Origin of the sequence: Thermoanaerobacterium xylanolyticum LX-11 (assembly GCF_000189775.2) — a bacterium.
GTDB lineage: Bacteria > Bacillota > Thermoanaerobacteria > Thermoanaerobacterales > Thermoanaerobacteraceae > Thermoanaerobacterium > Thermoanaerobacterium thermosulfurigenes.
This window is the reverse complement of record NC_015555.1, coordinates 2,510,243-2,534,358: the sequence shown is the minus strand read 5'-3', so window position 1 is coordinate 2,534,358 and position 24,116 is coordinate 2,510,243. Positions and strand designations below refer to the sequence as shown.

The following is a 24,116-nucleotide window of genomic DNA, read 5'->3' as shown; positions in this document are numbered from 1 at the left end:
TTAAAAAAGGCTTAAAAAACCTAATTATAAAATTAATGAATAAAAAATAAATCAAAATAATAACAAGTTATTCACAGATTTATACACAACCTGTGAATAACTAAATATACATACTGATAAATTTTAAAACTTATTAACAACTTCGATTATATGATACCAAAATATTAACACATTATCAATAAAAAAATAAAAATTATTAACAGCTATTGAATAAAACTTTTTAATATGTTAATAACATTAGTGGATTAATTTATTGACATGCACATAAATAAACGATATAATCTTATTAGCATTTTTATGGTTTTAGGAGGTGTAGTAGTGTTACGTACACATCAGCCAAAAGTAAGGCATAGAAAAAAGGAACATGGATTTAGAAAAAGGATGTCTACGAAAGATGGTCGTGATGTTTTAAGAAGAAGAAGGAGAAAAGGTAGACATAGGTTGACAGCATAAGGAAGGCCTTAATGGGCCTTTTTTGCAATCGGAGGTTTATAATATATGATATGATAAAGATAAAACGCAGTAGAGATTTTAAGAATGTTTATAGGCATGGGAAATCTATTTCTAATCAATACATCGTCATGTATTTTTTAGAAAATGGTTTGGATGTCAATAGAGTCGGTTTTTCTATCAGTAAAAAAATAGGTAAGAGTGTAGTTAGAAATCGCTACAAGAGGTTGTTGTATGAAAATTTCAGGTTGTTAGATGGAGATTTAAAAAAAGGATACGACATTATTTTTATTGCCAGAAATAAAATTGTAGAGTCAGATTTTTATACGTTAGGAAATGCTATGAGAAGGCTTCTTAAAAAATCTTCTCTTTATATGGTGAATGATAAATGAAATACATTTTTATATATTTAATAAAGTTTTACCAAAAATTCATATCTCCCATGAAGCCAAAATCCTGTAGGTTTTACCCTACGTGTTCTCAATACGCTATTGACGCTATTATGAAGTATGGCATTTTGAAGGGTGGAATGATGGCTCTGTGGAGGATATTGAGGTGTAATCCGTTTAATCCGGGTGGATACGATCCTGTAAAATAGCTAGGAGGTTTAAAATGGCATCAATTGGTATGTACCTTGGCCAATTATTGAAATTTATATACGATTTTGTTGGAAATTATGGTGTTGCTATAATCATATTTACGATTCTCATAAGGGTTATTCTTTTACCTTTTTATGTCCAACAGATGGGAACAATGAGAAAGATGAAAGAAATTAGCCCTTTAGTTGAAGAGATCAAGAAAAAGTACGCAAAAGATCCCCAAAAGATGAATGAAGAGATGATGAAACTATATAAAGAAAAGAACGTAAATCCTATGAGTGGTTGTTTGCCGATGTTGCTTCCTCTTATAATACTTTGGCCGCTTTTTGCCATGCTTAGAAGTTATCCTGCGTTTAGCACGGCTTCATTTTTATGGCTTAAGAGTTTAGCTGAAAAAGATCCTTATTTTATATTGCCGATATTGTCGGGTGTTACTACGTATATTTCCTCTGCGATGATTCAGACAGACAATAATCAGAAGTCAATGAATCTAATTATGTCTGCTTTTATGATTTGGATAACTGTTTCTCTACCTGCTGGTGTAGGAATATACTGGGTTACCAGCAATATCTTTCAGATAGTGCAGCAGTACATCTTTTTAAGACCTACCGAACCAATGAAGGGAGAGTCTTCAAATGAGGGAAATAATAAAAACAGGAAAGACAGTTGATGAGGCTTTAAATGCTGGACTTTCAGAGTTAGGTATAACGAGGGATTTGGTAGATGTAGAAGTAATAGACGAAGGCAGTAAAGGATTTCTGGGCTTATTAGGTAAACAGGCAATAGTGAAGATAATAGTCAAAGATGTCTTCAAGGAAAATATCAAAAGGTTTTTAGATGGCTTGATAAATTTTATGGGCATAGATGTTGCATACGATATTAGCGAAAAGGATAATACAATATTGGTGAATTTAAAGGGAAAAGGTGTTGGACTGCTGATAGGGTACAGAGGGGAGACGTTAGATTCACTGCAGTACCTTGTATCTTTGGTGGCAAATAAAAACAATGTAGAAGGTATACACAAAAAGGTTTTATTGGATGCGGAAAATTATCGTGAAAAAAGAGAGAAGATACTTATAAATTTGGCAAACAAGATTGCCAGGAAGGTAAAGCAGGAAAACAGAAGCATTACATTAGAGCCTATGAATGCCAATGAAAGGAGAATAATTCATCTGGCTTTGCAAGATGATCCTGATATAGAGACATTCAGCGAAGGCGATGAACCAAATAGGAGAGTGACAATATCTTTGAAGTAATGGATACCCAAAAGGGTATTTTTTCTTTTACCTTATTGTAAAATAACAATTGGTGTTATATTATCATACTAAAGATTTGAAAGTTTGGTGGTTAATATGATAGATGATACAATTGCTGCAATTTCAACTCCAATAGGTGAAGGTGGTATTTCCATCATAAGGATAAGCGGCAACGATGCTGTAAAGATAGCTTCTTCAATTTTTAAAGCAAAAAGAAATATAGATTTAAACAGTGTAAAGAGCCATACGGTTCATTACGGGTTTATATACGATAGGAAAAATGACGAGATATACGATGAAGTTTTGGTAAATGTCATGAAGAGTCCACATACTTACACTAAAGAAGATGTGGTAGAGATAAACTGCCATGGTGGTTATATTCCTGCTAAAAGAATTTTGGAACTTGTACTCAGAAATGGCGCAAGGCTTGCCGAACCTGGTGAATTTACAAAAAGGGCTTTTTTAAACGGAAGATTGGATATATCACAGGCGGAAGCTGTCATAGACATAATTAGATCTAAGACAGACCTTTCTAATAAATACGCTTTGATGCAGCTAAAAGGCAGTGTCAAGGACAAAATCACAAAGATAAAAAATGATCTTGTGGCGCTTATTGCACATATATTTGCACTTATGGATTTTCCTGAAGAAGATGTGGAGCTATTTAATGATGATGAACTTATAGATGGTATTAATAAATCAATCAGCGATATTGATGAGATACTTAAAACATCTGAAAAAGGTAGAATCATAAGGGAAGGGCTTAACACAGCAATAATTGGGAAGCCTAATGTGGGTAAATCGTCGCTTTTAAACGCATTGTTAAATGAAAACAGAGCAATTGTGACAGATATACCAGGTACAACACGAGACATCATCGAAGAACATTTAAGCATAAAAGGCATACCTATAAATCTTATAGATACAGCAGGCATAAGGCAGACTGATGAGATCGTGGAGAGAATCGGCGTTGAAAGAAGCAGGGAAGCTATAGATAAGGCTGATTTGATAATGTTTATCTTTGATAGTTCACGCCCTTTGGAGAAAGATGACTATGATATACTTAAACTAATAGAGAATAAGAAAGTCTTGTACATTTTAAATAAGATCGATTTGCCTTCTGCAATTGACATTGATGAAGTCGATAAATTATCAGGTGGAAAATATGTGAAACTGTCATCTTTCACAAAGGAAGGATTAGATATATTAGAAAATACTGTATACAACATAGTTATGGTTGATGGTTTATCGCACGATGAGTTTTTGCTGACAAACATGAGACACAAGGATGCTTTAATTAAAGCGAAAGAAAATTTGCTGTCGTGCCTTAGAACGATAGAAAGTGGTCTTACGGAGGATTTTGTATCGATTGACTTAAATGCTGCAATAGATCATTTGGGTTTGATAACTGGTGAAACTGCAAATGAGGATTTAATTAATGAAATATTTGAGAGATTTTGTGTTGGAAAGTAGGTGTAAGGATGGTATACGATGCAGGTGTATATGACGTAGCTGTAATAGGTTTAGGCCATGCTGGATGTGAGGCAGCTTTAGCCACTGCAAGACTTGGCTTAAAGACAGTCGCTTTTGCTATAAATTTAGATTCTATTGCTTTGATGCCGTGTAATCCTTCGATAGGAGGTCCGGCTAAGACTAATCTTGTGAGGGAGATTGATGCACTCGGTGGCCAGATGGCCATAAATACCGATTTAACATTGATACAACAGAGGACTTTGAATACTAGCAAAGGCCCTGCTGTAAGGGCTTTAAGGGCACAGTCGGATAAAAAAAGGTATCAATTTAATATGAAGTACACGCTGGAGAAACAGGAGAATTTAGACATAAAACAGGCAGAAGTTGTAGATATAGAAGTGGAAGATGGACAAGTTAAAAGTGTTATTACAAAGACAGGTGCAAGGTATCTTTGCAGATCTTGTATTGTTACGACTGGCACATACTTAAGAGGTAGGATAATCATCGGCGATGTAAGTTACAGCGGTGGACCAAATGGATTGTTTCCAGCTAATGAGCTTTCTAAATCCTTTGAAAGGCTTAACATTAGATTGATGAGGTTTAAGACAGGTACGCCAGCGAGAGTCGACAAAAAATCTATAAATTTTGATGCCATGGAGATACAACCTGGTGATGATAAGGTAACGCCTTTTTCATACATGCACGATGAGATAAATGTTGAGCAAATCCCATGCTGGCTTACATATACAAACACGAAGACGCATGAAGTTATAATGAAAAACATAGACAGATCTCCTCTTTACAGTGGAGAAATAAAAGGAGTTGGACCGAGGTATTGTCCATCTATTGAGGACAAGGTGGTCAAGTTTCCTGACAAGTTGAGGCATCAGCTTTTTATAGAGCCAGAAGGAAGAGATACAAATGAGATGTATGTTCAAGGCATGTCATCAAGTATGCCTGAAGATGTCCAGATAGAATTTTTAAGGACGATTAAAGGATTGGAAAATGTCAAGGTAATGAGGCCGGGATATGCCATTGAGTACGACTGTATAGATCCTACTCAGTTGAAACAGTCTTTAGAATTAAAGACTATTTCAGGACTATTTTTTGCAGGTCAAGTAAACGGCACGTCAGGATATGAGGAAGCTGCTGCACAAGGACTTATGGCTGGTATAAATGCTGCTATGAAGCATTACGGCAGAGAGCCATTTATTTTGGATAGATCTGAAGCATATATAGGCGTACTGATCGATGATCTTGTAACTAAAGGAACAAATGAGCCATACAGGATGTTGACATCAAGGGCGGAGTACAGGCTTATTTTGCGGCAGGACAATGCCGATTTCCGCTTAACAGAGAAAGGAAGGCAGATAGGATTAGTCGATGATGAGAGATATAATAGATTTTTAATGAAGAAAGATCAGTATGAGAAAGAGATGGAAAGATTGAAAAACACCATGATAGTCCCTAGTCATGATGTAAATGAGTATTTAAAGTCAAAAGGAAGTTCACCTATCGTCACAGGGATGACTATGTACGATTTGCTAAAAAGGCCTGAGATAGATTATGTTTCGTCGAAAGTGATTGATTCGGATAGACCTGATGACATTAGAGATGATGTAGCTTTTCAGATTGATATAAACATAAAGTATGAAGGATATATAAGAAAACAAATGGAGCAAGTAGAGAAGTTTAAAGCTTTGGAAAATAAAAAGATTCCATCATGGATAAATTATGATGACATAAAAGGTATAAGCATTGAGGCAAGGCAGAAATTAAAAAGCATCATGCCTACATCTGTTGGTCAAGCATCGAGGATTTCTGGTGTTTCGCCAGCAGATATATCTGTCATCTTAATTTATTTGCAGTCAAGGAGATAGGTATATGAATAGAGAATATATTGATATACTTGTAAATGGTGCTAATGATTTAGGGATAGAACTCAATATGTTCCATGTGGAACAATTCTTAAAATACAGTGATCTTCTTTTAGAGTGGAATGAGAAAATGAATTTAACGGCCATTACAGAAGAAAGGGAAATCATCATTAAGCACTTTTTAGACAGCTTAACGGCTTTAAAATGCAAGGTAATAAAAGGCAGCGAAAGGATAATTGACGTAGGTGCAGGTGCTGGTTTTCCATCAGTGCCTCTTAAAATTCTTTATCCATCTTTGAAGCTTACTATAGTTGATTCGCTAAAGAAGAGAACAGTATTTTTAGATGAATTGGTGAGCTATCTTAATTTAAAAGATGTAGAAATTATACACGGAAGAGCAGAAGACTTAGGCAAAGATAGCGGTTTGCGGGAGAAATACGACATTTCACTATCAAGAGCTGTTGCACAGCTAAATGTGCTAGTAGAGTATTGCATACCTTTTACAAAAGTTGATGGATATTTGATAGCGTATAAAGGGTCTAATACAGATGAGGAAATAGCTGCATCGCAAAATGCCTTAAATGTTTTAAGGTGTCAGGTAGAAAATGTCCTTGATGTTACATTGCCTTACACTGACATTCACCATAAACTTGTTTTAATAAAAAAGCTGGATGCTACTGACAGTAAATACCCGAGAAAGCCAAAATTGATTGAAAAGTCACCACTTTAAAGAAAGGGTAATGATTTATGAGTGATTTTAGGGCTTGTCTGTTAGTTTCAAGAGGTGTTATCATTAAAGACGACAAAGTTCTTCTTGTGAAACACCAGACGGAAGATGAGGTAGGCTGGGTTTTTCCAGGAGGCCGTGTAGAGGAAAATGAGTCCCTTGTAGATGCATTGGTGAGAGAATGCAAAGAAGAAACAGGGTACGATGTTGTAGCTGATAGTGTGTGTTATCTTGAAGAATACCTTATTTACTACGCTACATACTTTAAGTGCAGAATTGTAGGTGGTGATTTGAAGTTAGGCTCTGATCCTGATATACCTAAAGAGCACCAGGTGATCAAAGATGTAAAATGGATTGACGTATCACAATTTGATAGTTTAGACATATATCCAGAAGGGCTTAAAAAGATGATCGTAGATGGAAGTATTAAGGATCAAAACATAAGACTGCCAGAAATATACAGATAAAAATTAATAAAAATATTAAGGATAATAATGGAATTATAGGAGGAATTTTGATATTATTGTAGAATATATATAATATAATCTATTGTTCTACGAAGAGGTGTTTTTTATGGTGTCGATAAAACAGCAGGAAATAAAATACTTGCCGATAGACCTTATTAGACCAAATCCATATCAGCCTCGCAAAATCTTTGACACTGCTAATCTGCAAGAGCTTTGCGATTCTATAAAAGCTTATGGAGTGATACAGCCAATAAGTGTGAGAGTCGTAAATGGCAATTCGTATGAGCTTATATCTGGAGAAAGACGGCTAAGAGCATCAAAGCTAGCAGGTCTTACGACGATTCCTGCTATAGTTTTTGAGGCGTACGATGAAGATTCTGCAGTAATCGCTTTAATAGAAAATTTGCAAAGAAAAGACTTGAATTTTTTAGAAGAAGCTGAAGGGTACTACAATTTGATAAATGACCACAATCTTACACAGGAAAAACTGGCCATTATGCTGGGGAAAAGCCAGTCTACCATTGCCAATAAGTTAAGGCTTTTAAAGCTTAGCGATAATATAAAGGCTAAATTGATAGAGCACAATTTGACTGAACGGCATGCAAGGGCTCTTTTAAGGCTTCCAGATGAGGAAATGCAAAATAAAGTCATCGACATAATCATAAAGAAAAAGTGCAATGTTAAAGAAACAGAGAAAATTGTACAAGACATGATAAACAAAATAACGATGGAAGAAGATAAAAAGCAAGAAAAAAAGAAGATGATGAGGTTTTACAAAGACATAAGAATTTTTGTAAATACAATAAAGCAAGCCATTACAATAATGAAAAATTCAGGTGTCGATGCTGAATACACCGAACTTAACGAAGATGACTACATTGAATTTAAGATAAGAATTCCTAAGAAGTAATTTTTAATCACCCCGTACAATTATTTAACTTTTGTTCCACATGGAACAATGCTATAATAAAAATATGATAAAATTGCGGGGTGATAAATTGGGCAAAGTAATAGCTGTGGCAAATCAAAAAGGTGGCGTTGGCAAGACTACGACAACTATAAATCTTGGCTATTCTTTATCTGCTACTGGCAAGAAGGTGCTGTGCGTTGATATGGATCCACAAAGCAATATGACCAGCGGATTTGGAATAGATAGTTCATCTATTAAATGCACTACGTATAATATTTTAATTGAAGGAAAAGACATAAGAGAAGCATACATAGAGTTAGAAGATATGAGTGGAATTACCATTGTGCCTTCCAGCATACAGTTAGCAGGTGCAGAGATAGAGCTGGTGCCGATGCTGTCGAGGGAATTTAGGCTTAAAAATTCCATAAATGAAATAAAAAAAGAATTTGACTACATTATAATCGATTGTCCTCCATCTTTGGGACTCTTGACAATAAATGCATTGACGGCATCGGATTCTGTTTTGGTTCCGATACAATGTGAATACTACGCGTTGGAAGGATTAACACAATTAATGAACACTATAAATTTGATAAAGAAAAACATAAACCACGATTTAGAAATTGAAGGTGTGGTTTTGACTATGTTTAACGCCAGGACAAACCTATCGATACAGGTTGTTGACGAGGTTAAAAAGTATTTTAAGGGAAAAGTGTACGGCACCATAATACCAAGGAACATAAGGTTAGGTGAAGCGCCAAGCTTTGGAAAGCCTATTTCTCTTTATGATCCACATTCAAAAGGTGCTGAAGCATATGAGGAATTGGCGAAGGAATTAATTGAAAGGAACGGTGAGGCAGGTGAATAACAAAAGAGGGCTTGGTAGAGGTTTACAAGCTCTTATACCGGAGATAGATGAAGAAAGCGCAAAAGGCGTCGAAAACATCAAAATCTCAGATATTGAGCCAAATCAATTTCAGCCGAGGAAACATTTTGATGATGAATCGTTAAAAGAGTTATCCGATTCCATAAAAGAACACGGAATTATACAGCCTATAATAGTCAGGAGGAACGATTTTGGGTATCAGATTGTGGCTGGTGAGAGAAGGTGGAGGGCGGCAAAGTTAGCTGGGCTCAAAGAAGTACCTGCTATAGTGAAAGATTTTGATGATCAAAAAGTGATGGAAATAGCCCTTATAGAAAACCTTCAGAGGGAAGACTTAAATCCAATTGATGAAGCAAAGGCTTATAAATCTCTGATGGAGCAATTCAACCTGACACAGGAAGAAATATCAAAGAGGGTGGGGAAAAGCAGGTCGTCAATTGCCAATAGCATAAGGCTCCTAAACTTGGATGAAGAAGTTCAAAATATGTTGATGGAAGGCAAAATAACGACGGGACATGCAAAAGTCATATTAGCCTTGCAGGACGCTGAAAAGCAAAACATGATAGCTAAGAAAATAGTGGACAAGAACCTAAATGTGAGAGATACTGAAAACCTCATAAAAGAAGTCACATCGTCCAAGAAGAAAAAACGAAAAGAAAGCGATGCGTATATAAAAGAGATAGAGGATAATTTTTGTAGATTTTTTGGTACAAAGGTTAAAATTATCCATGGTAAAAACAAGGGAAAAATACTAATAGAATACTACAGTGAAGAAGATCTGTCGAGACTTACTGAACTTATAATAGATAGGTAATCTTAATGCATTTGTAAAAACAAATGCATTTTTCTATTGTAACAAAGGCTAAATAAATATAAAATATAGGTATATGAATAAATTTAAGGTGATGTAGATGGAATATTGTATAATAATCTGCAATTCAACGCAGCACATGCTTAATGCAGATAAGATATTAAAGGAAAATAGCATCAAGACAGAATTAATACCAGCTCCGGCGGAGTACGGTTCTGTATGCAGTACCGCAATTAAAATTGATGCATATAATGTAGATGTAGCAGAAAAGCTCCTAAAAATAAATTCCGTATCAGTAAAAGGTATATATCCATATAAAATTAGGAAATTAGATGGCTTGTTAGAAATAATAAATAAAGGATTAAATAGGGATATAAAAGCTGTTTTAGAAAAAGTGGAAAAAGGCATAGAGCTTACAGAAGATGATATAGTTTTGCTGCTTAGTGCCGATGGTGATGAGAACTTAAGTTCTATATACAAAGCTGCCGATGAGATGAGGAAGGCGGTTGTAGGTGATGTAGTCGACATAAGGGCTGCAATAGAATTTTCTAATATCTGCAGAAAAAATTGTCTATACTGCGGCTTAAGGAGAGACAATTTAACTGTTGACAGGTATAGGATGGATGTAAATGAGATAGTTGAAACTGCAAAAGAACTAAAGCAGATGGGGATAAAGACGGTTATTCTTCAATCGGGAGAAGATCCATGGTATACAGAAGATAAAATAATAGAGATAATAAGAAAAATCAAGAAAGAGACTAACATGCGGATAACATTAAGCATAGGTGAAAGGACTGAAGAAGAGTACCAGCATTTTAGGGAAGCTGGTGCAAACAACTTCTTGCTTAAAATAGAGACTACAAACAGGGAGATATTTAAAAACATACATCCTGATGATGACTTTGATTACCGCGTAAAATGCAGCCAATGGCTTAGGGGAAACGGATATATAAATGGCAATGGAAACATAATAGGTCTGCCTGGTCAGACAGCGAGAGACATTGCAAGAGATATACTTTTCTTTAAAGAGATGGGCATTCACATGGTGGGCATTGGTCCTTTCGTGCCTGCTGCAGGTACGCCTTTAGAAACGTATCCGCATGGAAGCGTCGATATGACCCTTAAAACTGTTGCTGTTACAAGACTTGTACTAAAAAATGTCTTTATTCCAGCAACGACTGCATTGGCCACTGTTGACAAAGAAGCCCAAGTAAAGGCTTTGATGGCTGGCGCAAATACTATCATGCTTATATCTACCCCTTCAAAGTACAGGAACAGGTACAGGATTTACAGCAATAAAAACATGGTGGATCTTAAGACGGCATACATGGCTATTGTAAAAGCCGGCAGAAAATTGCCTCCTTATATAAATAAAGAGTATATAAAAGAGATAGTATAGAAAAGTCGATAGGAGGGTTATCATTGATTTATTTTGACAATGCAGCTACATCGTATCCTAAGCCTGAATCAGTCTATGATGAGATTGATAGAGTGATGAGATACTGTGGCAATCCAGGCAGAGGAAGTCACAGGTTGGCAATAGAATCTGGAAAGCACATATTGGAAGCCAGACAGGAACTTTGCAATCTATTTAATATAAGTGATCCTATGAGGATAGTCTTTACGCTTAACACGACGGATTCATTAAATATTGCCATAAAGGGAATTTTAAACGAAGGCGATCACGTTATAACGTCCAGCATGGAACACAATTCAATGATAAGACCGCTTATTGCGCTGAGGGATAGAAATTACATTGAACTAACTGTAGTCAAATGCGATGAAAAGGGAAATATCGATGTGGAGGATGTAAGGAAATCCATAAAGAAAAATACAAAACTGATTGCCATGATCCATGCATCAAACGTGACTGGAACGTTGATGCCAATAAGGGAAATAGGTAGTATTGCCCGGGAAATGGGTATATATTTCCTTGTAGATGCTGCCCAGACTGCAGGAAGTTATCCTATTGATGTGGAAAAAGACAATATTGATTTATTGGCATTTCCAGGTCATAAATCTTTGTTAGGTCCTCAAGGTACTGGTGGGCTTTATGTGGGAGATACGATAAAACTTAAGACGATAAAAGAAGGGGGAACAGGTAGCAATTCGGAAAACATACATCAGCCTGATATGATGCCTGATATGTTGGAAAGTGGTACGCCAAATACGCCTGGGATTGCAGGTTTAAAAGAAGGCGTAAGATTTGTGAGAAATGTAGGGGTAGAAAATATTTTGAATCACGAAAGTATGCTTGTTAGGAGATTTATAGATGGTGTAAAAGAAATTCCTAACCTTATCTTATATGGAAACGAAGATTTAAAAAAACGAGTCGGCGTCGTTTCGGTGAATATTAACGATATTGATTCTGGCGAAGTCAGCTATATATTGGATAAGGCATTTGATATAGCAACGAGGTCTGGACTCCATTGTTCATCATTGGCACATCAGACAATAGGCACTATAAAAACAGGAACCGTCAGATTTGGAATAGGATATTTTAACACAGAAGATGAAGTTGATAAAGCTATTGAAGCACTGTATATCATAGCAAAGCAAGCTGTTTAAATAATCTTAATATGCGGAGGAAGAAAAACTATGCAGGAACTTATGATGATGCTTAATAAAAATGTGAATCTTCTTGTATTATTTGCAATTGTCCTTGGATTAATAGATTTCATAGTGGTCATTGTGATTAATTCAAAATACACAAAATTGAAAAATAAATATAAAAAGCTTATTAAAGAACTAGAGATGGGGGATGTAGTTGACCTTTTGGCTAAAAATATAAGCAAAAATGACGAGTTTAACGAAAAGTTGGAGAAATTCAGAAAAGAGCTAAGCATGATAGACAATGAAATGAAAGCTTCAATAAAAAAGGTTGGAATTGTAAGGTATAATGCTTTTAATGATGTTGGTTCTGATTTAAGTTTTTCGATAGCTCTTTTAGATAGCGATGACAATGGAATAGTAATATCGGGTATCTATGGAAGAAATGAAACAGCCACATTTGCAAAACCTATAATTAAAGCACAATCAAATTATCCTTTGTCTGCTGAGGAAATACAGGCTATAGACAAGGCAAGAAAAGGTCAGAGGTGAGGATAATTTGATTGCCTTTATTGTAAATCCCGCTGCTGGCAATGGTAAGGCATACAAAATGATTCCTAAGATAGAGAAGTATATGAATGAGAAAAACATAAAGTACAAGTTTTTTATAACAAAATATCCCGGACATGGGACTGTACTGGCGAGAGAAGCTATAAAAGATGATTTTGAAATTGTGGTAGCGGTAGGTGGCGACGGGACAGTTCATGAGGTTATCAATGGCATAAGAGATTCAAACGTAGCACTTGGCATAATACCTTTAGGTACTGGCAATGATTTTGCAAGGTATTTCCGCATTCCAAAGGATGTATATAAGGCATTAGAAATTCTACTAATGAAAAACACAAAGTTTATTGATAGCGCTGTCATAAACAAGTATATTACATGCAATAATGTGGCAAATATAGGTATCGATGCAGATGTTGCGGTGCAAGTAACCAGGTTTAAAAGATTTTTCAGTGGAATTTTAGCTTATACATTAAGCCTTATAAATGTGCTTTTTAAATACAAGCCATACAACGTAAAGATAGATATAGACGGAAAGATGATAAAGAGAAAGATAATGTTGGCTGCATTTGGCAATTGCAGCTTTTACGGCGGTGGATTTAAAATTTTGCCTGATGCTAATCCGGATGATGGATATTTAGACGTGATAATTGTAAATGAGATTAGCAAGTTTAAGCTGCTTTTCTTGCTTCCTATGGCTATCTTTGGAAAGCACACATCATTGAAATGCGTTGAGACTTATAAAGCAGAGAAAATACATATAGACGCTGAAAAAGAGTTGGCGCTTTGCGTTGACGGGGAAGTCATTTTATCAAATACTATAGTCCTTAACGTGAAAAGGAATTCTGTAAAAATTTGTACGAATTAAATAAAAAAGTATATTGTCAAAAAACTTCAGCCATACTATATATGGTTGAAGTTTTTTATTTTTTTACTTCTGTGGAGGCGTATAGATGGATGAAATAAAAACAGGAAAACTAATCATAATTGGTGGCGCGGAGGACAAAAAAGATAAATGTGTAATCTTAAGAGAAGTCATAAAGTTATCAGGTGGTGAAAATGGCAGGATTGTGGTGATGACTACGGCAACAGAAAAGCCGCAAGATGTAGGTAAAAATTATGTAGAAATTTTTAAAAGGTTAGGAGCTGGGATTGTAGAAACTGTAAATATAGATTCAAGAGATGATGCAAAAGATGAGATTGCTTTAGAAAAGCTTAAAAAAAGCACATGCATTTTCTTTACAGGTGGAGATCAATTAAGGATTACAAGTATACTTGGCGGAAGCGGTGTAGATAAACTATTGAATGAACTTAATAAGCGAAAAGGGACGGTTATAGTTGGCACAAGTGCTGGTGCTTCTGCTATGTCAGGGACAATGATAATAGGTGGAGATGACGAAGAAGCTCCGAGAAAATGTACCATAAACATGGCTTCTGGGTTGGGACTTTTGAATAATGTCATAATAGATCAACATTTTGCTCAAAGAGGCAGGATTGGAAGATTGCTTACGGCCATAGCTGAAAATCCCAACAATCTTGGAGTAGGAATAGATGAGGATACTGCCATTGTAGTCGATGGTGACAAGTTTAAAGTCATCGGCTCAAATGCAGTAACTGTTGTAGATGGAAGGACTCTAAAAAACACAAATGTATCAGAGTCAAGCCCTGATGAAATATTATCATTAACACATGTTACACTGCATATACTCCCGTCTGGATATGGTTTTGATATCATGTTGAGGGAGCCTTTTAAATATAATGAGGAGGATAAATAATGAATATAAAGGACATAAAGGTGTATCGAGGCAGAAACATATACTGTCATAGACCTGTTGTAAAGATGGTTGTAGATACAGGTGATCATGATATACCTACGAAAGACATACCTGGATTTAATGAGAGGCTTTTAAAGACAATTCCAGGTTTAAGTAAACACTGCTGCTCATACGGCTATGAAGGCGGATTTATAAAAAGGCTTGAGGAAGGAACATATCTTCCCCATGTGACCGAGCACATAATACTGGAGATACAAAATATGTTGGGCTATGATGTGAAATTTGGGAAAGCGCGACTTATTGATGGGCACATGTACAATGTCATTTTCGAGTACGAACTGGAAGAGTGTGCATTAAGATCTGCAAAGTTAGCAGTAAAAATGGTAAATAAATTTATAAACAGTGAGGATTTTGATTTTCAGCAGGAGTTGGAGCAGATTAGAAAAGTCGTCGTAGAAGTGGAATTAGGGCCCAGCACGATGGCTATAAAAAAAGCTGCTGAAGAAGCATCAATACCTGTGACGCGAGTAGGAAATGGCAGCATATTGAGGCTTGGGTATGGCCGCTATCAAAAGATGATAGAAGGTACCATAACGCAAAATACCAGTTGCATTGCCGTAGACATAGCATGCGATAAAATTCTTACGAAAAAAATAATCAAAGAATATGGATTGCCAGTTCCTGAAGGAGATGTGGCGTACAATGAAAATGATGCTATTGCCATAGCTGAGGAAATTGGATATCCAGTTGTAGTTAAGCCTTACAACGGCAATCAAGGAAAAGGCGTCTTTTTAAACCTTTCTAACAAGGAGGAACTTATTGTTGCTTACAGAAATGCTAAAAATATAAGCGATATTGTCATAGTGGAAAAGCACATCAAAGGTAAAAATTATAGAGTTTTAGTCGTAGGCGACAGAGTGGTGGCAGTGGCTGAGAGAATACCTGCAAGAGTATTAGGGGATGGCGTACATACGATAAGAGAGCTGGTGGAGATAGAAAATGAAAATCCTTTAAGAGGTATTGGACACGAAAAACCTCTTACGAAGATAAATATAGACAACATTTCTCAATTCGTCTTAAAAAAGCAGGGTTACAACATAGATGATATTCCCCAAAAAGGCGTGTACGTTTATTTTAGAGAAAGTGCTAATTTAAGCACCGGTGGAACGGCAGTAGACAGGACAAAAGAAATACATCCAGATAATATTGAAATAGCTGTAAGAGCAGCTAAAGCCATAGGACTCGATATTGCAGGAATTGATATCACTATGGAAAATATATCGCTGCCTTTAAATAGGGAGAATGGTGCAATAATTGAAGTCAATGCAGCGCCTGGAATAAGGATGCACCACTATCCGTCACAAGGGAAACCAAGAGATGTAGCTAAGGCAATAATAGATATGCTTTATCCTAAGGGAAGCAAAGCTACAATACCAATCATATCAGTGACGGGGACAAATGGAAAGACTACCACTGTGAGGATGATATCACATATACTTAAGATATACGGTTATACGGTAGGCATGACTTCAACTGACGGTATCTACGTAGATGATGTGTGCATATACAAAGGCGACAATTCAGGGCCGAAAAGCGCTAGAACATGCCTTGCAGACAAAAATATCGATGCAGCAGTTTTGGAAACTGCCAGAGGTGGCATAGTGAGAGAAGGCTTAGGATATGATTTAGCTGATATTGGCATAATCACTAATATATCAGAAGATCACCTTGGGATAGATGGCATTGAAACATTAGAAGATCTGGCTTTTGTAAAATCACTGGTTGTTGAGGCAGTAAAAAAGGATGGCTATTCTGTACTAAATGCAGATGATCCTATGACACCATACATAGCGAAAAGAGCAAAGGGAAAGATCATATATTTTTCGATGCACGAAAACAACCTGACGATAAAAAGGCATCTTGAGAATGGTGGAATATCTGTATATTTAAAGGACGATACTATAGTCATAGCAAATGGCGAAATCATACCTATTGTGAAGGTCGATGAGATTCCAGCTACGCTAAACGGCAAAGTCTTGTACAATGTGGAAAATGCCATGGCATCAATTTCTGCATGCTATGGAATAAAGATTCCAGTCAATGTAATATCGAGAGGAATTAGGTCTTTTTACTGCGATGAAAACCACAATCCAGGCAGATTTAACATATTCAACATAGGAAGTTTTAGAGTATTGGTAGATTATGGCCATAACATCGATGGAATAAAGAAAGTTATAGAATCCGCTCGCAAATTAAATCCAAATCGTTTAATCGGCGTCATAGGTGTGCCTGGTGACAGAAGCGATTCAAGCACACTGAAGGTGGGAGAGATATGTGGGGAAGGATTTGACAAAGTCTACATAAAAGAAGACTTGGATTTAAGAGGGAGAAAACCAGGTGAAGTGGCAAAACTTCTTGAGATAGGCGTCTTAAAAGGTGGGCTTTCTAAAGAAGATGTAAAGGTGATCTTGAAAGAAGTGGATGCACTAAAAGCAGCCATGTATGAAGCAATGCCAGGCGATCTGATAGTCATATTCTATGAAAAGTACACACCGATAATCGATGCGATAAACAATTTTATAAGATTAAGCCAATTTAATATCAATGAAAGCAAAGAAAGGGCGTGATTTACGCCCTTTCTTTGAGGTCTATGATGTTCATTATAGATTGTGTTATGCCGTACGTTATTATATCTGCCATTTTCATAACGATATTAAGCCGCGTATTCTGCAGAACCATAAATTCCATAAAACCTGATATATTTACTATTCCGGTCACGTACATGTTTCCGATAGGAGGCAAATCCTTAGAAACACCGGCGCCAGGTTTTATCGATCCTTCACCTATTGATATGCACCCTACATGGTTTAAAGAGCCAAGACATGCATCTACAGCGACTATAAAAGGATTCTTATGTACTTTGTTTATTTTATTTAAAGTTTCATTTAAGTTTTTAGCGTGGACAGGTTCATTTAATGTGCCGTATATGCCTATTTTATCAGAGAAATAGTTTTTTAATTTGTATCCCACGATAGGTCCGAGGCTATCTCCTGTGGATCTATCTGTGCCGATACATACTATGACAAATTCGTCCTTAAAATTAAACAATTTATTAAAATATCTTGAAAATTCAAGGCTAAAATCGCTGTAACAAGTTTTGTCATTTATGTTTATCAGTTTCATTGTAGCCCATCTCCTTTAAGCAATCTCATATTTATTTTTCACAATTTTTACCTTGTTAATACACTGATGACATTTTAGGTTGAAAACAAATGTAGATATGTGTATTATAATAGTAGTTGCATTTTAAGGTGGTTTATATGAATATTGTTGATGTGGCAATACTTTTGATAATAGCTTATTTTATATATACTGGCTTCATCAAGGGATTTATCATGACTCTATATGGGATGGCCAGCATTGTGTTATCGTGGATTTTGACTAAAAGATTTTATCCAGTTGTAGAACAATTGATATTGAGAAATAATAAATTGGTAAGTCTTATAGTGAAGATTACAGGATACGGTGATGCGGTTTTAAGCGGTGCATCGATGAAGATGATTGTTATATTGATTAGTTTTGTATTTACGTTTTTGATGTCTTTGCTGTTTTTAAAAACCGTTGCAGTAATTATCAATAAGTTGATGGATTATCCTGTCATAAGGACTTTCAACAGAGTTGGTGGCGGAATTTTAGGCGCTATAGAAGGATTTGCATTTCTATTTTTGCTGTTTGGATTGTTAAGTGTAGTAAATAGCATGCTGCCATTAAGTTATTGGACTTACATAGAAAAGTCTCAATTTGCAAAGCTGTTTTTGACAGATAAGGACTTTGTTAAACTGCTTTTGCTTTAAATGAAAGGATGTTTAAATTGGAGTACATAAGTAGATTTTACGATCAAATATTGAAGCTTTACGATATAAAAATTTTTGGAAATGCTTTTGACATAATAAAAGTCATCATAATAGCTTATATTGCCAAAAAGTTAGGGTATCTTTTAATAGATCGATTTTACATAATGCAAGAGAAGTCGAAGCTTCAATTTTCTGAGCGAAAAGTAAAGACTCTTTCTTCTCTTACCAAAAATATTTTAAAGTACGTCATATATTTTGTAGCTGTTTATTCTATTCTTGAGATATTAGGGCTTAAAATGGGTTCGATATTGGCTGTTGCTGGTATAGGCAGCCTTGCTGTAGGATTTGGAGCACAAAGCCTTGTGAAAGACGTCATTAATGGTTTTTTCATAATATTTGAAGACCAATTTGGTGTAGGGGACTACATAACAATAAACAATTTCTCTGGTACTGTGGAGGAGATCGGGCTTAGAGTCACAAAAATAAGGGATTTCTCGGGTGATTTAAACATCATACCAAATGGAGAGATAACATCTGTGACAAACCATTCAAAAGGTGCTATGAGAGCTCTTGTGGCTGTATCCGTATCTTATGAAGAAGATGTAGATAGGGTCATAGAAGCTCTTAATGAGATATGCGAAGAAATGAAAAGGGATAGAACCGACCTTTTAGATGGTCCAAAAGTTCTTGGAATAACAAACTTTAAAGATTCCACAGTGGAAATAACTGTAATAGCAATGGCAAAGCCAATGCAGCAGTGGGCTGTTGAAAGGGATCTAAGGTACAGGATTAAGAAGCTTTTTAAAGACTACAACATTGATTTGCCATATCCTCACATGAATGTGTCAATCGAAGACAAAAATAAAAAGGGTGATGTCAGTGCCGAAAGAGATTAATGTAGGTGATATTGTAAAAATGAAGAAAGTTCATCCTTGTGGCAACGATGAGTGGGAAGTGCTTAGGGTTGGGATGGACATAAGGATAAAGTGTTTAAAGTGCGGAAGGATGGTTTTAATGCCCAGGCCCAAATTTGAAAAAGGAATGAAAAAAGTGATAAAAACTGTTGAAAAACCAAATGAACAATGATAAAATAACAATATGGATTGCCGCCTTGCCCAATAGGGCCGTAAAGTCCATAAGGAGGTGAAAGAATGAGAGCGTATGAAACAATATTCATAATTTCTCCAGATGTAAATGACGAGGCAAGACCTGCTTTAATTGAGAAATTTAAAAATCTCATAACAGAAAAAGGTGGAGAAATTACTAAAGTTGATGAGTGGGGCAGAAAAAAGCTTGCATATGAAATCGATAAGAAAACTGAAGGATATTATGTATTGATGAACTTTACAAGCAATGTAGATGTCCCACATGAACTTGAAAGAGTATACAAGATTACAGACGGTATATTGAGATACTTAATCGTAAAAGTTGATAAATAATGAACGATAGGTGGGTTAATGATGTTGAATAAGGTTATATTGATAGGCCGTTTGACTAAAGATCCTGTCCTTAAGTATGCTTCTGCAAACATGGTTCCTGTGACCACATTTACACTTGCTGTCAATAGGAATTACACGCAGCAGAACGGAGACAGGCTGGCTGATTTTATACCCATCGTTACATGGAGAAAGCTGGCAGAAGTTTGTGGAAATAATCTTAAAAAGGGAAGATTGGTGGCTGTGTCCGGCAGCATTCAAACTCGCACATGGGATGATAATAGCGGCAATCGCCACTGGGTTACGGAAGTTGTGGCAGACGAAGTCAAATTTTTGGACTCAAATAAATCCAGCGGTAGCGATCTTATGCCAGATCTAAGTAAGGATATTCATAATTTTGATATCGACTTAGATGGCGGCGATTTTGATGGGTTCAGTCCGGTAGAGTCAGAAGATGATCTTCCATTCTAAGGAGGGTAGATGATGTCAAACAACAACAGCAATTCTAAGGAAAATTCCGCTCAAAAGAGGAAAAATAGAAAAGCTAAGAAAAAAGTATGCGCTTTTTGCGCTGACAGGATAGATTATATAGATTACAAGGAAGTTGGAAAGCTTCGCAAATATATAACTGAAAGAGGCAAGATACTTCCGAGAAGAATAACAGGAAACTGTGCTATACATCAAAGACAGCTTACAGTTGCTATAAAAAGAGCGAGACAGATTGCACTACTACCATATACAGCCGAATAATGATATAATATAGAGAGGGTCAAACCCTCTCTTGTTTTTCATGTGTTTAAGGTGGGATATTATGGAGAATAATTTTGATATAATGAGAAATATTAAGAGTTTGGAAAATTTAAAAGTTGAGCTTTTATCGAAAACTGCATCAGTTTTTAAAAATTTTAATAATGACGAATTACCTCAGGAATTGATAGATGATATATGTCATGTGATAATAATAGGGTATCTTCTCGGCAATAAATTGGGGTATGATTTTAAAGAAATTGATGATGAAATTTTGAAGAGGATAAGGTCTATTTCGGCAGAAATAGAAGAAGATGTGCAAAATTACAGAGAACTTGCAGAGCACATTAAGAAAAGGTAAGACTTTCATGGAGGATAAAAAATGAGCAGCAAAAACATCGTAAATGGAGCTTTAATGGTGGCTGTAGCGGTTATAATGGTTTTGATTGGGTCATATGTACCGCCGCTTTTTTTCATACTGTTTTTTGTGTCAGTACCTGTAAGCGTGGTTGTAATAAGAAACAATAGTTTGCTGTATGGCATCTTAACTACAGTCTTAATTTTTATTGCTACATTTTTGTTTACAGACATAATCACAGCTTCAATTGTGGCGGCTTTAAGCGCTATAGGGATTGCAATGGGATATTTCATTAAAAATGGCAGTACTCCTCAGGATGTGGTGATTGAAACTGGTGCAATATCTTTGGTAGGCTTTGTAGGAGCATTGTATGTCCTTAAATTATTTAGAATAAATGTAATAAAAAGCATTTTATATGACTACCAGCAGATTGGAAATCAGATATTGGACATCTACAAAAACTCACCTGATGCAGCTTACATAAGAAACATGATAAGTTATACATTAGAGTCTTTAAAAGAGCTTATGCCATCTATCTTTGTCATAATGATTGTCCTTATCGTCTTAGCCAACTACATGCTTCTTTCAAGGATAATGGCAAGGGAAGGCAAAGTAAAGAAATTACCTCCGTTTATGTTTTGGAGGATGCCTTACATGACGGGATGGATTTTTATAGGTGCTCTTTTGTATCAGTATTTTGTAAATTCAAGTGTTGTTGCATCTAATCTACTGTTGCTTCTATCTATAGGATTTACCGTAAGCGGTCTTTCATATGTAAAATACTTTATGACAAAGAGATTTAATGTAAGCTCCTTAATAAGCGATGTGATATTAGTGGCACTATTTATGTTCCCGATTACTTTTTCGCTGATGACGCTACTGGGGGTCATAGATACAAGCATGAACTTGCGAAGATTTACGTGATAAGGTTTTTGTATCCTGATTTAAGGGGATGTATCCATGTTTGATAATAAGAATTACAAGTTAATATCTTCTGTAAGTTTATTAAACATCATTTTATCAATGGTGCTTACTCTTATATTCTTGTACTATAATGTCTACATCAGCATTGTATCAATGGTTCTTTTAGCGTACATTTTGTACCAGGAATATAGAGGGGCAAAAAAGAAGCGGACGGAATTTGATAAGTATATTGAAAGGCTTTTTTTTAGCGTCGATAAGGCATCAGGAAATGTACTGCCGCTTTTGCCTATACCTGTAGCATTGATGAGGGAAGATGGGAACATTGTCTGGTACAATTCTTGCTTTGCCCAGACTTTTGAGGATAAAAAGGATATAAACAATGTTTTTTTAAAATACGCGAAGGCAAAAAAGGATGAAAAGTACCACTTCAGGATTGACAATAAATACTACTACATGATAAGCATAATCTCTAAAACCAGAAAAAGAAAATCTAAAGACAGTGAAAATTACTACAATGTCTTCATCTTTGACGAGACTGATTACATGGAAATATCGAAAAGACTTGTAAGATCTCAACCTGTCTTAGGTTACATACTTGTAGATAATTACGAAGAAGCTTTGCAGTCTGCAGATGATTTAAATAAGCCTGTTGTAACTGCAGAAATAGAAAGGCGATTAAACATCTGGATTCAATCCATGAATGCCTATATAATAAAGTACGCCAATGACAGGTATATCTTTGTGACGCAAGAGGCGGATTTGAAAAATCTCGAAGAAAATAGATTTGAGATACTTGACTTTATAAGAGATATAAATGTGGGAAATAAAATACCCATTACACTAAGCATAGGTGTTGGTGCGGATTCGTCGGAATTTGCAAAATTAAACGAGTACGCAGTTTCTGCCATTGATTTGGCATTAGGCAGAGGAGGCGATCAGGCTGTAATCAAAAAAGGCGAAAAAATCCTCATATACGGAGGAAAGACACAGGCTGTAGAAAAGAGGACGAAGGTAAAGGCGAGGGTTGTGGCACATGCCATAAGAGAGCTTATTGAAGATTCATCAAATGTTTTGCTTATGGGGCACAATTTTATGGATTTTGACTCATTAGGTGCTGCAATAGGCATGTACAGGTGTGCTGTTTCTTTTGGAAAAGATGCAAAGATAATTTTAGACAAGTCAAATCCAGCGATAGAAACCCTTTTAGAGAAGATAGAGAAAGATGAAGAGTACGCAAATCCCTTTATCGATATAGGCAATGCCAAGAATATGGTTAATCCAAAGACGCTTCTTATCGTCGTTGATGCTCATAGACCCAGCTACCTCACGTACCCTGAATTGATAAATATGGTGGACAGGATAGTAGTCATCGATCACCATAGGAGAGGAAAAGAATTTATCGATAAGGCATTGCTTATTTACCTTGAGCCATACGCATCATCGACATGTGAACTTGTGACTGAGATATCACAGTATATAAAGGACAAGATTGATTTAAAACCGATAGAAGCGGAAGCCCTCTTAGCAGGAATTACGGTGGATACAAAAAATTTCACATTTAGGACAGGCGTAAGGACATTTGAGGCCGCATCTTATCTTAGGAGAAAGGGTGCCGATACTATATCTGTAAAGATGCTGTTTCAAAATGACTTAAAATCGTATATAATAAAATCTACGATAGTAAAAAATGCTGAGATAACAGAAGAAGGAATAGCGATTGCAGTGAGCCCTGATGAGACGGACAATGTCATTGCTGCACAAGCTGCAGATGAACTTCTCAATATAAAAGGTGTTCAGGCATCTTTTGTAGTATTTAAAAGGCATGACGATGTGGCCATAAGCGGAAGATCGATAGGGGATATAAACGTTCAGGTAATACTTGAAAAATTAGGCGGCGGCGGTCATTTAACTGTGGCAGGGGCTCAGGTCAAAAAGCCTCTTAAAAATGTTGTAGATGATTTAAAGAAAGCCATAGATGAATATTTTAAGGAAGGTGAGTCGTGATGAAAGTGATTTTGCAAAAGGATGTAAAGGGCATAGGCAAAGCAGGTGACGTAGTAAATGTAAGCGATGGTTACGGTAGAAACTATCTTTTGCCTCGTGGACTTGCTATAGATGCCACGAAGTCAAACATAAATGTTCTCAACGAAAAGAAAAAAGCGGAGGAGAAAAAAAGGCAGAAAGAGGTAGAAGCTGCACAAGAGATGGCTAAAAGGCTTTCGCAAGAGTCTATCGTGCTTAAAGTTAAAACAGGCGAAAACGGCAAATTGTTTGGTTCTATAACATCAAAAGACATACAAGACGAGCTTAATAAAAAAGGATACGATATTGACAAGAAGAAGATAAATCTTGCGGATTCTATAAAGACAATCGGCACTTATAATGTAGACATCAAAATATACCCCGGCATACAAGCGAAGGTAAAAGTAGATGTTGTAGGACAATAATTGTT

General features: G+C 36.0%; 29 protein-coding genes. 28 read left to right on the top strand and 1 reads right to left on the bottom strand.

Annotation, left to right across the window (positions count from 1 at the left end):
- The first annotated feature begins 318 nt into the window (after positions 1-318).
- The 18 genes from rpmH (at position 319) to cphA (ending at position 16,972) form a co-directional block, all read left to right on the top strand.
- The gene (rpmH, locus tag THEXY_RS12160; RefSeq protein WP_013789130.1) at positions 319-453 is read left to right on the top strand and encodes a 50S ribosomal protein L34; all 135 of its coding nucleotides are present in this window, start codon (positions 319-321) and stop codon (positions 451-453) included.
- 50 nt (positions 454-503) lie between these two features.
- A complete protein-coding gene (gene rnpA, locus THEXY_RS12155; protein ID WP_041592279.1) occupies positions 504-842 on the top strand; it encodes a ribonuclease P protein component in 339 nt (112 codons plus the stop codon).
- Complete coding sequence (gene yidD, locus THEXY_RS12150) at positions 839-1,048, top strand: membrane protein insertion efficiency factor YidD (RefSeq protein ID WP_013789128.1); 210 nt, start codon at positions 839-841, stop codon at positions 1,046-1,048. The genes rnpA and yidD overlap by 4 nt, the downstream gene beginning before the upstream one ends.
- A gap of 14 nt (positions 1,049-1,062) precedes the next feature.
- Entirely contained in the window at positions 1,063-1,719 is a 657-nt protein-coding gene (locus THEXY_RS12145; protein WP_013789127.1) for a YidC/Oxa1 family membrane protein insertase, read from the top strand.
- A complete protein-coding gene (gene jag / locus THEXY_RS12140) occupies positions 1,685-2,305 on the top strand; it encodes an RNA-binding cell elongation regulator Jag/EloR (protein ID WP_013789126.1) in 621 nt (206 codons plus the stop codon). The genes THEXY_RS12145 and jag overlap by 35 nt, the downstream gene beginning before the upstream one ends.
- Positions 2,306-2,401: 96 nt before the next feature.
- Positions 2,402-3,778 (top strand): tRNA uridine-5-carboxymethylaminomethyl(34) synthesis GTPase MnmE, encoded by a 1,377-nt coding sequence (mnmE, locus tag THEXY_RS12135; protein ID WP_013789125.1) that lies wholly within the window; start codon positions 2,402-2,404, stop codon positions 3,776-3,778.
- 8 nt (positions 3,779-3,786) lie between these two features.
- Positions 3,787-5,658: a tRNA uridine-5-carboxymethylaminomethyl(34) synthesis enzyme MnmG gene (gene mnmG, locus THEXY_RS12130; RefSeq protein WP_013789124.1), complete on the top strand. Its 1,872-nt coding sequence runs from the start codon at positions 3,787-3,789 to the stop codon at positions 5,656-5,658.
- Between the two features lie 4 nt (positions 5,659-5,662).
- Positions 5,663-6,385: a 16S rRNA (guanine(527)-N(7))-methyltransferase RsmG gene (gene rsmG, locus THEXY_RS12125; RefSeq protein ID WP_013789123.1), complete on the top strand. Its 723-nt coding sequence runs from the start codon at positions 5,663-5,665 to the stop codon at positions 6,383-6,385.
- Positions 6,386-6,402: 17 nt separating this feature from the next.
- Positions 6,403-6,849 (top strand): NUDIX domain-containing protein, encoded by a 447-nt coding sequence (locus tag THEXY_RS12120; RefSeq protein WP_013789122.1) that lies wholly within the window; start codon positions 6,403-6,405, stop codon positions 6,847-6,849.
- A 106-nt stretch (positions 6,850-6,955) separates the two neighbouring features.
- Entirely contained in the window at positions 6,956-7,759 is an 804-nt protein-coding gene (noc, locus tag THEXY_RS12115) for a nucleoid occlusion protein (RefSeq protein ID WP_013789121.1), read from the top strand.
- An 88-nt stretch (positions 7,760-7,847) separates the two neighbouring features.
- A complete protein-coding gene (locus THEXY_RS12110) occupies positions 7,848-8,627 on the top strand; it encodes a ParA family protein (protein WP_041592152.1) in 780 nt (259 codons plus the stop codon).
- Entirely contained in the window at positions 8,620-9,459 is an 840-nt protein-coding gene (locus THEXY_RS12105) for a ParB/RepB/Spo0J family partition protein (protein WP_013789119.1), read from the top strand. The genes THEXY_RS12110 and THEXY_RS12105 overlap by 8 nt, the downstream gene beginning before the upstream one ends.
- Before the next feature lie 97 nt (positions 9,460-9,556).
- Positions 9,557-10,855, top strand: a complete 1,299-nt coding sequence (gene hydE / locus THEXY_RS12100; RefSeq protein ID WP_013789118.1) for a [FeFe] hydrogenase H-cluster radical SAM maturase HydE — start codon at positions 9,557-9,559, stop codon at positions 10,853-10,855.
- 23 nt (positions 10,856-10,878) lie between these two features.
- A complete protein-coding gene (locus THEXY_RS12095; RefSeq protein WP_013789117.1) occupies positions 10,879-12,024 on the top strand; it encodes an aminotransferase class V-fold PLP-dependent enzyme in 1,146 nt (381 codons plus the stop codon).
- 30 nt (positions 12,025-12,054) lie between these two features.
- Positions 12,055-12,558: a DUF4446 family protein gene (locus THEXY_RS12090; RefSeq protein WP_013789116.1), complete on the top strand. Its 504-nt coding sequence runs from the start codon at positions 12,055-12,057 to the stop codon at positions 12,556-12,558.
- A gap of 7 nt (positions 12,559-12,565) precedes the next feature.
- Positions 12,566-13,438 (top strand): diacylglycerol/lipid kinase family protein, encoded by an 873-nt coding sequence (locus THEXY_RS12085; protein WP_013789115.1) that lies wholly within the window; start codon positions 12,566-12,568, stop codon positions 13,436-13,438.
- 85 nt (positions 13,439-13,523) lie between these two features.
- Complete coding sequence (locus THEXY_RS12080) at positions 13,524-14,345, top strand: cyanophycinase (protein ID WP_013789114.1); 822 nt, start codon at positions 13,524-13,526, stop codon at positions 14,343-14,345.
- Positions 14,345-16,972 carry a cyanophycin synthetase gene (cphA, locus tag THEXY_RS12075; RefSeq protein WP_013789113.1) on the top strand — a complete coding sequence of 876 codons (2,628 nt, stop codon included), beginning with the start codon at positions 14,345-14,347 and terminating at the stop codon, positions 16,970-16,972. Before THEXY_RS12080 ends, cphA begins: the two co-directional genes overlap by 1 nt.
- A gap of 1 nt (position 16,973) precedes the next feature.
- Here cphA and yyaC read toward each other — a convergent pair whose 3' ends face one another.
- Positions 16,974-17,528, bottom strand: a complete 555-nt coding sequence (gene yyaC / locus THEXY_RS12070) for a spore protease YyaC (RefSeq protein WP_013789112.1) — start codon at positions 17,526-17,528, stop codon at positions 16,974-16,976.
- Between the two features lie 137 nt (positions 17,529-17,665).
- Between yyaC and THEXY_RS12065 the strand changes: the two genes are divergently transcribed.
- The 10 genes from THEXY_RS12065 (at position 17,666) to rplI (ending at position 24,111) form a co-directional block, all read left to right on the top strand.
- On the top strand, positions 17,666-18,199 hold the full coding sequence (locus THEXY_RS12065; RefSeq protein ID WP_013789111.1) for a CvpA family protein: 534 nt from the start codon (positions 17,666-17,668) through the stop codon (positions 18,197-18,199).
- Positions 18,200-18,216: 17 nt separating this feature from the next.
- Positions 18,217-19,095 (top strand): mechanosensitive ion channel family protein, encoded by an 879-nt coding sequence (locus tag THEXY_RS12060; protein ID WP_013789110.1) that lies wholly within the window; start codon positions 18,217-18,219, stop codon positions 19,093-19,095.
- Positions 19,079-19,285 (top strand): DUF951 domain-containing protein, encoded by a 207-nt coding sequence (locus THEXY_RS12055; RefSeq protein ID WP_013789109.1) that lies wholly within the window; start codon positions 19,079-19,081, stop codon positions 19,283-19,285. Before THEXY_RS12060 ends, THEXY_RS12055 begins: the two co-directional genes overlap by 17 nt.
- A 65-nt stretch (positions 19,286-19,350) precedes the next feature.
- Positions 19,351-19,638: a 30S ribosomal protein S6 gene (gene rpsF / locus THEXY_RS12050; RefSeq protein ID WP_013789108.1), complete on the top strand. Its 288-nt coding sequence runs from the start codon at positions 19,351-19,353 to the stop codon at positions 19,636-19,638.
- Between the two features lie 21 nt (positions 19,639-19,659).
- Complete coding sequence (locus THEXY_RS12045) at positions 19,660-20,106, top strand: single-stranded DNA-binding protein (protein ID WP_013789107.1); 447 nt, start codon at positions 19,660-19,662, stop codon at positions 20,104-20,106.
- Between the two features lie 12 nt (positions 20,107-20,118).
- Positions 20,119-20,385, top strand: a complete 267-nt coding sequence (gene rpsR, locus THEXY_RS12040) for a 30S ribosomal protein S18 (RefSeq protein WP_013789106.1) — start codon at positions 20,119-20,121, stop codon at positions 20,383-20,385.
- Between the two features lie 61 nt (positions 20,386-20,446).
- Complete coding sequence (locus tag THEXY_RS12035) at positions 20,447-20,743, top strand: MazG-like family protein (RefSeq protein ID WP_013789105.1); 297 nt, start codon at positions 20,447-20,449, stop codon at positions 20,741-20,743.
- A 21-nt stretch (positions 20,744-20,764) separates the two neighbouring features.
- Entirely contained in the window at positions 20,765-21,664 is a 900-nt protein-coding gene (locus THEXY_RS12030) for a DUF2232 domain-containing protein (protein WP_013789104.1), read from the top strand.
- Positions 21,665-21,700: 36 nt separating this feature from the next.
- Positions 21,701-23,668 carry a DHH family phosphoesterase gene (locus THEXY_RS12025; RefSeq protein ID WP_013789103.1) on the top strand — a complete coding sequence of 656 codons (1,968 nt, stop codon included), beginning with the start codon at positions 21,701-21,703 and terminating at the stop codon, positions 23,666-23,668.
- On the top strand, positions 23,668-24,111 hold the full coding sequence (rplI, locus tag THEXY_RS12020; protein ID WP_013789102.1) for a 50S ribosomal protein L9: 444 nt from the start codon (positions 23,668-23,670) through the stop codon (positions 24,109-24,111). The genes THEXY_RS12025 and rplI overlap by 1 nt, the downstream gene beginning before the upstream one ends.
- Positions 24,112-24,116 lie beyond the last annotated feature (5 nt).

What these genes read in the sequence shown, in the direction of transcription:
- rnpA (WP_041592279.1), top strand. Translation starts at nt 504, where the DNA reads ATGATAAAGATAAAACGCAGTAGAGATTTTAAGAATGTTTATAGGCAT.
- yidD (WP_013789128.1), top strand. Translation starts at nt 839, where the DNA reads ATGAAATACATTTTTATATATTTAATAAAGTTTTACCAAAAATTCATA.
- THEXY_RS12145 (WP_013789127.1), top strand. Translation starts at nt 1,063, where the DNA reads ATGGCATCAATTGGTATGTACCTTGGCCAATTATTGAAATTTATATAC.
- jag (WP_013789126.1), top strand. Translation starts at nt 1,685, where the DNA reads ATGAGGGAAATAATAAAAACAGGAAAGACAGTTGATGAGGCTTTAAAT.
- mnmE (WP_013789125.1), top strand. Translation starts at nt 2,402, where the DNA reads ATGATAGATGATACAATTGCTGCAATTTCAACTCCAATAGGTGAAGGT.
- mnmG (WP_013789124.1), top strand. Translation starts at nt 3,787, where the DNA reads ATGGTATACGATGCAGGTGTATATGACGTAGCTGTAATAGGTTTAGGC.
- rsmG (WP_013789123.1), top strand. Translation starts at nt 5,663, where the DNA reads ATGAATAGAGAATATATTGATATACTTGTAAATGGTGCTAATGATTTA.
- THEXY_RS12120 (WP_013789122.1), top strand. Translation starts at nt 6,403, where the DNA reads ATGAGTGATTTTAGGGCTTGTCTGTTAGTTTCAAGAGGTGTTATCATT.
- noc (WP_013789121.1), top strand. Translation starts at nt 6,956, where the DNA reads ATGGTGTCGATAAAACAGCAGGAAATAAAATACTTGCCGATAGACCTT.
- hydE (WP_013789118.1), top strand. Translation starts at nt 9,557, where the DNA reads ATGGAATATTGTATAATAATCTGCAATTCAACGCAGCACATGCTTAAT.
- THEXY_RS12090 (WP_013789116.1), top strand. Translation starts at nt 12,055, where the DNA reads ATGCAGGAACTTATGATGATGCTTAATAAAAATGTGAATCTTCTTGTA.
- THEXY_RS12080 (WP_013789114.1), top strand. Translation starts at nt 13,524, where the DNA reads ATGGATGAAATAAAAACAGGAAAACTAATCATAATTGGTGGCGCGGAG.
- cphA (WP_013789113.1), top strand. Translation starts at nt 14,345, where the DNA reads ATGAATATAAAGGACATAAAGGTGTATCGAGGCAGAAACATATACTGT.
- yyaC (WP_013789112.1), bottom strand. Translation starts at nt 17,528, where the DNA reads ATGAAACTGATAAACATAAATGACAAAACTTGTTACAGCGATTTTAGC.
- THEXY_RS12065 (WP_013789111.1), top strand. Translation starts at nt 17,666, where the DNA reads ATGAATATTGTTGATGTGGCAATACTTTTGATAATAGCTTATTTTATA.
- rpsF (WP_013789108.1), top strand. Translation starts at nt 19,351, where the DNA reads ATGAGAGCGTATGAAACAATATTCATAATTTCTCCAGATGTAAATGAC.
- THEXY_RS12045 (WP_013789107.1), top strand. Translation starts at nt 19,660, where the DNA reads ATGTTGAATAAGGTTATATTGATAGGCCGTTTGACTAAAGATCCTGTC.
- rpsR (WP_013789106.1), top strand. Translation starts at nt 20,119, where the DNA reads ATGTCAAACAACAACAGCAATTCTAAGGAAAATTCCGCTCAAAAGAGG.
- THEXY_RS12035 (WP_013789105.1), top strand. Translation starts at nt 20,447, where the DNA reads ATGGAGAATAATTTTGATATAATGAGAAATATTAAGAGTTTGGAAAAT.
- THEXY_RS12030 (WP_013789104.1), top strand. Translation starts at nt 20,765, where the DNA reads ATGAGCAGCAAAAACATCGTAAATGGAGCTTTAATGGTGGCTGTAGCG.
- THEXY_RS12025 (WP_013789103.1), top strand. Translation starts at nt 21,701, where the DNA reads ATGTTTGATAATAAGAATTACAAGTTAATATCTTCTGTAAGTTTATTA.
- rplI (WP_013789102.1), top strand. Translation starts at nt 23,668, where the DNA reads ATGAAAGTGATTTTGCAAAAGGATGTAAAGGGCATAGGCAAAGCAGGT.